The 9,496-nt window shown below is 69.9% G+C and carries 5 protein-coding genes; all 5 read right to left on the bottom strand.

The annotated features are described in order from the left end of the window. On the bottom strand, positions 1–3,434 hold a 3,434-nt coding region (locus tag HMPREF3121_RS07895; RefSeq protein ID WP_070521905.1), incomplete at its 3' end, for a type I polyketide synthase. A 33-nt stretch (positions 3,435–3,467) separates the two neighbouring features. Further along, entirely contained in the window at positions 3,468–5,303 is a 1,836-nt protein-coding gene (locus HMPREF3121_RS07890; protein WP_070521902.1) for a FadD32-like long-chain-fatty-acid--AMP ligase, read from the bottom strand. 480 nt (positions 5,304–5,783) lie between these two features. After that, positions 5,784–6,704 carry a cutinase family protein gene (locus tag HMPREF3121_RS07885; protein ID WP_070521899.1) on the bottom strand — a complete coding sequence of 307 codons (921 nt, stop codon included), beginning with the start codon at positions 6,702–6,704 and terminating at the stop codon, positions 5,784–5,786. A gap of 5 nt (positions 6,705–6,709) precedes the next feature. Then, entirely contained in the window at positions 6,710–7,273 is a 564-nt protein-coding gene (locus HMPREF3121_RS07880; protein WP_083291482.1) for a DUF732 domain-containing protein, read from the bottom strand. Beyond that, positions 7,270–9,339: an alpha/beta hydrolase-fold protein gene (locus tag HMPREF3121_RS07875; protein ID WP_070521896.1), complete on the bottom strand. Its 2,070-nt coding sequence runs from the start codon at positions 9,337–9,339 to the stop codon at positions 7,270–7,272. The genes HMPREF3121_RS07880 and HMPREF3121_RS07875 overlap by 4 nt, the downstream gene beginning before the upstream one ends. Between the last annotated feature and the right edge of the window lie 157 nt (positions 9,340–9,496).

The following is a 9,496-nucleotide window of genomic DNA, read 5'->3' as shown; positions in this document are numbered from 1 at the left end:
GCGGGCGCGCCCGCGGCGGTCGACTCGGCGCCGACGGTGCCGGCCGGGGCGCCTGCGGCGGAATCGGCGGAGGAGCCGGTGGCTGCACCGGCACCCGACCCGGCGGGAACGGACGCGACGCCGGCCTTGGCCAGCAGCTCCGTGGCGTCGCCGTCGACCGTGTACACCGAAATCACTGCGCCGCCGGGGTGGCGAGAGACGATCGTCGTCAGCTCACCGGACGCCGGCAGCGCGCCGGCCTCCTCGACGGCCAGGATCGTCGCACCGGGCACGGCGTCGGCGATGGCCGCATCGATGATCGCGTGAATCGACGGCGCGATGGCCGCGTCACCCGCGTAGGCGACATCGCCGCCGGGCAGGGTCGTGCGCGATCCCGGCAGCTTGCCGCGGCCACCGGACATCGGGCGCGCGGACGTCCAGAAACGCTGGTGGCGCCAACGCATGCCCGGCAGATCCGCGTACGCACCCGGGCCGGCCAACGCCGACAGGTCGATGTCGTGGCCGTGGGCGTACAGCGTCGCGCACGCCGCGGCGAGCGACTCGCCCGCGGGCTCCTTGCGCTTGGCCAGGTGCACCAGCTGCGCATCCGGCAGTCCGGCGGCGAACGCCGTGGCCATCGTCGGCATGAGCGCCACCGGGTTCGGGGCGAACTCGACGAACGTGCTGTAACCGGCCGCGCAAGCGCGGGACACCGCATCGGCGAACCACACGGAGTGGCGGGTGCAGCGCACGAAGTAATCGGCGTCGTGGACGACGTCGCCCGGCTGATACGTCACGCCCCGGTCGACGGAGCTGAACAACGGCACCGACAGCGGGGTCGGCTCGACGTCCGAGCACTCCGACCACAGCTCGCCCAGCAGCGGGTCGAGCGCGGACGTGTGCCCCGCGCCCTTCACGGCCAGCGGGCGGGCCATCTTGCCCTCGCCGGTGAGGTGCTCCACCAGCGCGGCGATGGCCGGCTTCGGGCCGCCGACGGTGGTCATGGTCGGCGCGGCGTAGACCGCCGGCTCGACGCCGGCGAACTCCGGATGCGCGGCCAGCAGCTCGTCGAGCTCGTCGACGGACAGCTCGACCATCGCCATGCCGCCCTGCTCGTCCTCCGCGAGCATCGACTCGCCCTCGCCCATCAGATGGGAGCGGGCGCACGCGATGCGCATCGTCTCCTCCAGGGTCAGGCCGCCGGCGGCGTAGGCCGCGGCGATCTCGCCCATGGACATCCCCACGACGGCAGCGGGCTCTGCGCCCAGCGCGCGCATCATGTCGGTCTGGGCGACCTGAATGGCGGTGATGCCGATCTGCGCGGCCTCGAGGTCGTAGGTGCGCTCGTCGTCGGCGATGAGCTCCAGCAGGGACCAACCGACCGAATCGACGATGATCTCGTCGCACTTGGCCATGGTCTCGGCGAACACCGGCGACAGGGCCAGCAGCTCCTTGCCCATCAGGCGGTGCTGCGAGCCGAAGCCCGAGAAGATCCACACCGGCCCCTGCGCCAGCGGAGCGTCGGCCGAGACGATGCCCGGACCCGACTTGCCCTCGGCGACGCGGCGCATGCCCTCGATCGCCGAGGCGACGTCGGTGGCGGGCACGACGGCCTTGGACCTACCCCGCGACCGCGACGCCAGAGTTCGCGCGACGTCGCCCAGATCCACCTTCGGGTTGGCCTCCAACCAGGATGCGAGGTCCTCGGCGGCCATCCGGCGGCGCGACGGCAGCAGCCCCGACACCGGCAGCAACGCGGGCATCCCGGCCTCGCGGGCGGCCGCGGCGTCGATCGGCGCGGTCGCCTCCTCCTGCGGCGGCGCCGCCGGCGGGGACGTCAGCACGATGTGGGCGTTGGTGCCGCCGAAACCGAACCCGGAGACGCCGGCGACCTTGCGGCCGGAGTACTCGGGCCACTCGCGGGGATCCTCCACGACCTCCAGGCGGCCGCCCTCGAAATCGATGTACGGGTTGGGGCCCGCGTAATGCAGCGACGGCGGCAGGACGTCGTTGCGCATGGCCAGCACGACCTTGATCACGCCGGCGACGCCCGCGGCGGCCTCGGTGTGGCCGAAGTTCGTCTTCGCGCTGCCCAGCAGCGTCGGATTGGCGGCGTCACGGCCGCGGCCGAGCACCGTGCCCAGCGCAGAGGCCTCGATCGGGTCGCCGAGGATGGTGCCGGTGCCGTGGGCCTCGATGTAATCGGCGTCCTGCGGACGGATGCCGGCATCGGCGTAGGCGCGGCGCAGCACGTCGACCTGCGCATCCGGGTTCGGCGCGGTCAGCCCGTTGGAACGGCCGTCGGAGGTGACGGCGGTGCCCTTGATCACGGCCAGGACGTCGTCGCCGTCGGCCTCGGCGTCCTCCAGTCGCTTGAGCACCACGACGCCGGCGCCCTCGGCGCGGATCATGCCGCTGGCGTCGTCGGAAAACGCGTGGATCGCACCCGTCTTCGAGAACACCCCCAACCGGCCAAACGACAACGTCGCATGCGGCGACACCAGCAGGTTCACGCCACCGGCCACCGCCGCATCGGCATCGCCATCGCGCAACGCCCGCACCGCCTGATGGATGGACACCAACGACGACGAGCACGCCGTATCCATGGTGATCGATGGCCCGCGGAAGTCGAACGCGTAGGAAATTCGGTTGGACAGAATCGACGGCGACGTGCCGGTCATCGCGTACGGGTGCGCCGCCGACGGATCGGCCGCCATGAGCATGGCGTAGTCGTTCGTCGTCGCACCCATGAACACGCCCACGGCCTCGCCGCGCAACTCCGACGCCGGCAGATGCGCGTTCTCCAACGCCTCCCACGTCAGCTCCAACAGGATCCGCTGCTGCGGGTCCATGTTCTCCACCTCGAGCGGCGACAGCCCGAAGAACTCGTTGTCGAAGCCCACGACGTCGTCGAGGTACCCGCCGCGGGTGTCGCACTCGGCGATCTCCGCGGCGATGTCCGCATCACCGTCGAACTCGGACCACCGGCCCTCCGGCAGATCACCGGTGCCGGCGCGGCCCGAGACCAGCAGATCCCACATTTCGCCGATGTTCCGGGCACCCGGATACCGGGCGGCCATGCCGACCACGGCGATGTCCATGTCGGTGAGCTTCTCGTCGCGAAGCCGGCGCGACCGCGCGGCCTCCTCGCCCGTCTGCAGCGCGTCGTACGCCGAATCATCCGGGTTGTCGACGTCGCCCTCGATCAGCCGCACCGCGAGTTTGTCGATCGTCGGGTACTCGTAGGCGATCGTCGCATCGAGCCGCACGTCCAGCAGGCTCTCCAACTCACCCGACAGGATGACGATGTCGCGGGAGGACAGGCCGAACTCCTCCATCGGCCGTTCCGGCGTGACTTCCTCCGGTGTCAGACCGGTGGTGGTGATCACCCAGTCGCGCAACCAATCGCGCATCTGGGCGACCGTCATGCCGGATCGTCCCTTGTTGTCATCCATCGTGGGCTGTGTCCTTAACAAATAATTCGCGGGTTAGTCGAAACCGCCGGCGAGGTAGGCGGCGCGGGCCACTCGTCGCGCGATCTTACCGGCAGACGAACGCGGAAGTTCATCGATGCCGACGACGCGGACGTCGTCCGGCTGAATGCCGTGCGCCTTGGTCACGGCGGCGCGGATGGCGTCGATCGCCTCGGCGTCGCCGGACTCCTCGCGGCGGAAGTCGCGCTCGGCGACGATCACCAGCTTCTCGACGTCGTCGCCCTCCACCGAGAAAGCCGCGACGACGGCCGGACGCACGTGGTCGGACGCCTGGGTGACCGTGACCTCGATGTCCTGCGGGTAGTGATTGCGGCCGGCGATGACGATGAGGTCCTTGATGCGGCCGGTGATGTGGATCTCGTCGTCGAGGAAGACGCCCAGGTCGCCGGTGGCCATCCACTTGGCGTCGTCGGCCACCCCCTCCGCGCGGGAATCGACGTCGCGGCGGGCGGCGAGCTCGTTGCCGAACACCTTCGCCGACTGCTCCAGGTCGGTGAGGTAGCCCAGCGGAATGTTGTCGCCGTGGACCCACATCTCGCCGACCACGCCATCCGGCAGCTCGGTGCGCGTCTCCGGATCGACGACGATGAGGTTCTGCGGCTTGGCCACCGAACCATTCGACATCAACGGCACCGCATCCGGGGTATCCGGCTCGACGCGCTCCGGGCGGCCGTCGTTAAGCGAATCACGGTCGACCCAGGTCACGCGCGGACGCTCGGGCCCCTGCGGAACCGCGACCAGCAGCGTCGCCTCGGTCAGGCCGTAGCCCGGGCGGATGGCGTTGGACGGCAGGCCGAACTTCTCGAAGTTGGCGCGGAACTCGCGCGTCGCCTTCTCCGTCACCGGCTCCGAACCGACGATGAGGCCGTCGACGTTGGACAGGTCCAGGGTCCCGCCCTCCTCCGGCACCGCGAAACGGTTGGCCAGCTCCAGCGCGAAATTCGGCACGACCGTGTACACGTTCACGTCGTCGTCGCCACGCTTGTTCAGCTGGTCGATCCAGCGCTTCGGGTGCTGGATGAAGTCGCGCGGGGTCATCAGATCGAACGGCAGGCCCAACGCCGTGACGAACGCGCCGAGCACGATGCCCATGTTGTGGTGCAGCGGCAGCCACGTAACCAGGCGCAGCGGCAGCTGCAGGTGCGCCGCCGACAGCACCTGGAAGACGTTCGACAGGATCGACCGTCCGGCGATGCGGACGCCCTCCGGGGTGCGCGACGAGCCCGAGGTGAACAGCAGCACGGCGTCCTTCTCCAGCTGCGGCGCGTACTTGGCGTCCTCGGCCGGCGAGACGTAGTTGTCGGCCAGCGAATCCGGCAGCGCGTCGACCGTGAGCACGCGGGGGCGCTCGGCGGCCGGCTTGTCGGCGAAGATGGAGCGAACCGCGGCGGCCGAGCGCTTGTTGGTCAGCACGACCTTCGGCTGGGCGGCTTCGAGGACCGCGACGAGATGGTCGCCGTGGCCGGGCTCGGTGGGGTCGTACAGCGGCACGGCCACCTGGGCGGCGTACTGGGCGGCGAGGAAGCCGAAGAGGTACTCGGGGCTGTTGCCCATGAGCAGCGCGACGCGGTCGCCGGGTTCGCCGACCTGCTGGAGGCGGGCGGCGACGGCCTTGATGCGGCGGTTGACCTCGGCGCGCGTGTAGGTGACCAGCTCGCCGTCGCGGGAGTTGGAGTAGTCATGGAAGGTGACCTGCTGAAGGTCGAGTTCGCCCTTCATCGTGTTGATCTGCCACATCATTTCGGACAGGTTCGGCACGGACATGTCGTCGGGGAAGGCGAAGTTGCCTTCGGCGTCGATGAACTGGCCCATCAGCATGCTCAGGTCCATGGTGCTCCTCTGGTGTTTCTTCGTCTGCGGTGGTTTGTCGGGCCGGAGGGTCTTTACGTTACCGACCCGTTATTTTTCGGGATGGCGGCGCGCCGCCGGTCGACGATCGGGACCGTCGGCGGGGGTCACGCTAGCGCAATTTACTTTCGCCGATGAAAATCGTAGGCGTCCGGCGTGCCATAAGTCACGTTACGGATGTAAGCGGGTGTGACTACTGAGGCTCAACGGTACGCGAGTGAAGCTTGCTTGACGACGCCCACCTGGTGCCCGGTGACGGCCCCGACGCCCGTCACGCCCCCTCCCCGCCCACCACATGCGCCACACCCCACTCGGCGAATGTCATAACGTGTTTTGATCTGCAATGAGTCGGCTGATTTGTTGCATTTCAGCCGTCAAATCGGGAAAGTTTCGTCCGAATCTGCAACAAATCCGCCGACTAAATGCGGATCAAGTTTTACCCGCACCGACCGCCCCAGCGGACTACCCGTTCGCGGCGAGGGCACCGTCGATGAGGCCGCGGGCCCAATTCTCCGTCCACGCGACGGCGGTGGTACCCGGGATGACGTCCGGATTCTCGGCATACGTCGCATGCACGCCGTTGGCGGCGACGAGCTCCTGCGCCCGCGCCACCGCGTCGCCGATGCCGGGCGGCGCGTCGCACACGGTGTCGCCGGGCGCGCAAATGTCCTGCACCCGGTCGTTGAGCTCGCCGAAGCCCTCTCGCCCGCCGCGCATCGTCGCACCCGGCACGATCGGCTGCACCAGCAGATTCACCGGCGCGAGCGCGACCTCCGCACCGACGCCCGCCACGGGGTTTCCGGGGACGACGCCCTTTCCTGCTTCACGACGGCCGTCGGCAAGCAAGGCGACCCCCAACACCCGCTCGGCCGGAACCGGACCATTGCCGTTGCCGATCAGCGCCGCCATGTCCCCCATGATCACCGCGCCCTGGGAAAAGCCCATGAGCACGAAATCGGTCAGCGGACAGTCGGCGTGGGTGGCGGCCATCTCCTCGTGGATGCGGGCGCGCCCCTCGGCCTGCGAATCGTCGTAACTCATCTCATGCTGGGCCTGGACGTTCCGGAACTGGGCGGTGTACGGCACGGTCCACACCTTCACGTCGTCGGGCGAGTACGACTCCTGCAACGGCGCCGAGGCCTTGAGGATCAGCGAATTCGGGTTCGCCGTCGGGTGGATCGGGTCGTCGTCGGCCCGCGATTCCCACGTGCCGGGCGCGGCGACGACCTCCACCGCCGGGCACCACTCGGGCTGTTGGGCCTGCGGGGACGGGTCCGGCATGCCGGGCTCGCCCACCTGCGACTGACGCAGCCACTGCCCCACGCCGGCGACGATGGCGACGACGAGGACGATGACGGCGAGCAGGGTGAGCGTTTTGCGCATGCCCGTTAGCAATACGCCGATTCAGCCGCTTTCGCAATCGACTCCGCCACGGCGGCTTCGTCGTCGTCGGTGCGGTCCTGCGCCACGATCTGGCCGGCGACGGCCTCGACGACCGCCGCGTCGGCGTCGCCGCCGGTCTCGGATTGGGCGCTGCAGTGGACGTGGCCGGCTGCGATGAGCTGGTCCTCCGTGCCCTCGACGTCGATGCCGTCGTCGATGAGCGCGTCGAGGAAGTCCTCGTCGTCGCGGGACAGCGGCATGCGGCCGTCGGGGGCGGAGCTGGCGCGGGTGGCGCCGGGCTCGGTGATCTCGCGCTCGCCCCTCGCGCGGGTCGTGGTCGTCGACGATTCGGAGGTGCTCGTCGCCGAGCTGGACGCGGAGCTGGTCTCCGACGTCGTGGCGTCGGCGGAGGTGGTGTCGGTGACCTCGGACGATTCGACGGTCGAACCGCCGCACGCCGCGAGGGTCAGGGCACCGGCGCCGATGAGGGCGAGCACCGCCGCGCGCGCCCGGCCCGGCTTACCGGTGCCGCGCGGCGCGCCGGTCTTGCGGGGCGTGACGGCGCTCATCGCGCAGCCTCCTCGATGTTGCCGTTGATCTGCCGGATCCAGCCGCCCTGGAACTCCTGCTCCAGGCCGCCGGCCGGGATTTGCTTCTGCGGGCCGACCGGGTAGCCGAACGGACCGTTCTCCCAGCCGGTGGAGCCCCAATGGTCGGAGATGTCGCCGGCGGGGACGCCGTGCGCACCGGATTCCGGGGACCAGTAGATGGCGCCGTGTTCGAAGCGCTGGAACTTGCCGTCGCCCAGATCCATTTCGCCGCTCACGGGGAAGCCCATCGCGCCCTCGGGGCCGCCGCCGGCGCGGTAGGCGGCGCCGATAGCGCCGAGCACGATCTGCGGTGCGCCGTTGGCCGACTTGACGATCTGCCCGCCCTGGAAGTCCTGGACGACGCCGCCGGGGATGTCGCGGCGGTCGGACGTCGGGTAGCCGAGGCGGCCCTTCTCCCAGCCTTCGTCGCCCCAGAGGTTCATGAAGTCGCCCATGACCAGGTGCGCGCCGGTTTCCTGGGTCCAGTAGATGGAGCCGTGCTCGAAGTGGACGAAGCGGCCGTCGCCGTCGGGCGTGGACATTTCGCTGGTCGTGGGGTAGCCCAGCGGCGACGACGGTCCACCGACCTCGTGGTAGCGGGCGCCGATTCGGCCCCACACGAACTGGGCACCGGTGCGCGGGTGCCAGTAGGCGCGACCGTTGGTCAGGTCCTGCGCGCGGCCCCCGTCGGCGGTTTCGTATTCGGGCGACAGGCAGGTGCCCAGGTTGTCGAAGCCCTTGATGCGCTCGGCGATGTCTCCGCCGATGACGCAGTTGGCGCCGCGGTCGTCGTCGGAAAGCTGCAGGGCGTCGGCGAGCTGCGGCCAGGCCTGGTTCATCTCGAACTGCCAGTACGGCCAGGAGTGGGTGCCGGAGTCGCGGATCTTCAGCGTGACGGGGACGTTGGCGGCGCGGGCGCGCTGGGCGAACGTCTCGGTGGTCATGCGGGAGATGACTTCCAGGCCGAAGCCGGCGGTGTTGGCGGGCAGGCCGGGGAACTCCGCGGACGGTTCGTCCCATTCGCCGGTGTTGCCGCTGCCGGCGGAGGCGTAGAGCGAGATGCCCTTGAGCTTGTCGACGTTGGACTTCGGGTCGTTTTCCTTCCAGCGCGGCGAGTCGACCGGCCCCCACATCTTGGTGGCGTCGTAGCCGCCGGCTTCGCGCATGGCCTGGCCGATGGCGGCGGGCATGCCTCGCGAGGCGGTGTCCAGGTAGCCGGAGAAGCTGCCGGCGAAGCGGAACAGCTCGGGGTGGTGGGAGGCGAGGTTGAACGCGGCGGTGCCGCCCATGGACAGGCCGACGACGGCGCGGTCGTCGTTGGCGCGCCAGCCTTCGCGCAGGACGGGGACGAGTTCGTCGATCAGGAAGGTTTCCCACTGGTAGTTCTTGCCGTTGTCGGGCTCGTTCCAGTCGGTGTAGAAGGACGATTCGCCGCCGATGGGCATGGCCACGATGACGTTCTTGTCGGCGTAGTAGCGCTCGATGTTGGTTTCGAGGGTCCAGCCGTTCCAGTCGTCGCGGGCGCGCATGCCGTCGAGGTGCCAGATGGTCGGGAAGGTGCGGTCGGGGTCGCGGTTCCAGTCGCGGGGCAGCAGCAGGTCGACCTTGACGGGTTCGCCGGGCATGGCGGCGGAGTTGATGTGCAGCATGACGCGGCGTTCGGTGAGCCACTGCACCTTTTCCACCGAGACGTCGCCGGGCAGGTTCGGCAGGTTCTGTTCGGTTTCGCGGATGGGCGACGGCTGGCCGTTGGCTCCGGGCACGGGGGTCCACAGGGAGGACTGCAGCGGCTGGGCGGTCTCGTCGTCGGCGGTGCTTGACGACGTCGCGTCTTCTTCCCCGGCGGCGGGGTCGGCGGGTGCGGTGTCGTCGGCGGGCGTCGACGTGCTCGTCGCGGGGGCGGAGGTGCCGGTGTCGTCGGCCGCGGGCTCCGCGGGGGACGCCGTGGCCGGCGCTCCGGTGAGCGTCATGGCCAGCGGGATCGCCGTGAGGGCGGCGAGCACCCGGGTCCAGCGGCCCCGGGGGGAGTGTGCGGTATCTCGCATGATGAGGGCTTCCCCTTACAAGTAAACGTGTCGTCTGAGGTCGTGTCCGCCGTTGGTGCGCGGGTGCGCGCGTCGGGCGGGTGCCGTGCGCGGCCGTCACCGCGCGTCGCCGTGGCGGCCGTTCGGCGTTCGCCGTCCGGGAGTTCCCCTCTCCCGG

The organism is Corynebacterium sp. HMSC11E11 (genome assembly GCF_001807025.1).
Taxonomy (GTDB): Bacteria; Actinomycetota; Actinomycetes; order Mycobacteriales; family Mycobacteriaceae; genus Corynebacterium; species Corynebacterium freneyi.
The sequence above is the reverse complement of the archived record's forward strand: the minus strand, read 5'-3'. Positions and strand labels throughout refer to the sequence as shown.

What these genes read in the sequence shown, in the direction of transcription:
- HMPREF3121_RS07890 (WP_070521902.1), bottom strand. Translation starts at nt 5,303, where the DNA reads ATGGACCTGAGCATGCTGATGGGCCAGTTCATCGACGCCGAAGGCAAC.
- HMPREF3121_RS07885 (WP_070521899.1), bottom strand. Translation starts at nt 6,704, where the DNA reads ATGCGCAAAACGCTCACCCTGCTCGCCGTCATCGTCCTCGTCGTCGCC.
- HMPREF3121_RS07880 (WP_083291482.1), bottom strand. Translation starts at nt 7,273, where the DNA reads ATGAGCGCCGTCACGCCCCGCAAGACCGGCGCGCCGCGCGGCACCGGT.
- HMPREF3121_RS07875 (WP_070521896.1), bottom strand. Translation starts at nt 9,339, where the DNA reads ATGCGAGATACCGCACACTCCCCCCGGGGCCGCTGGACCCGGGTGCTC.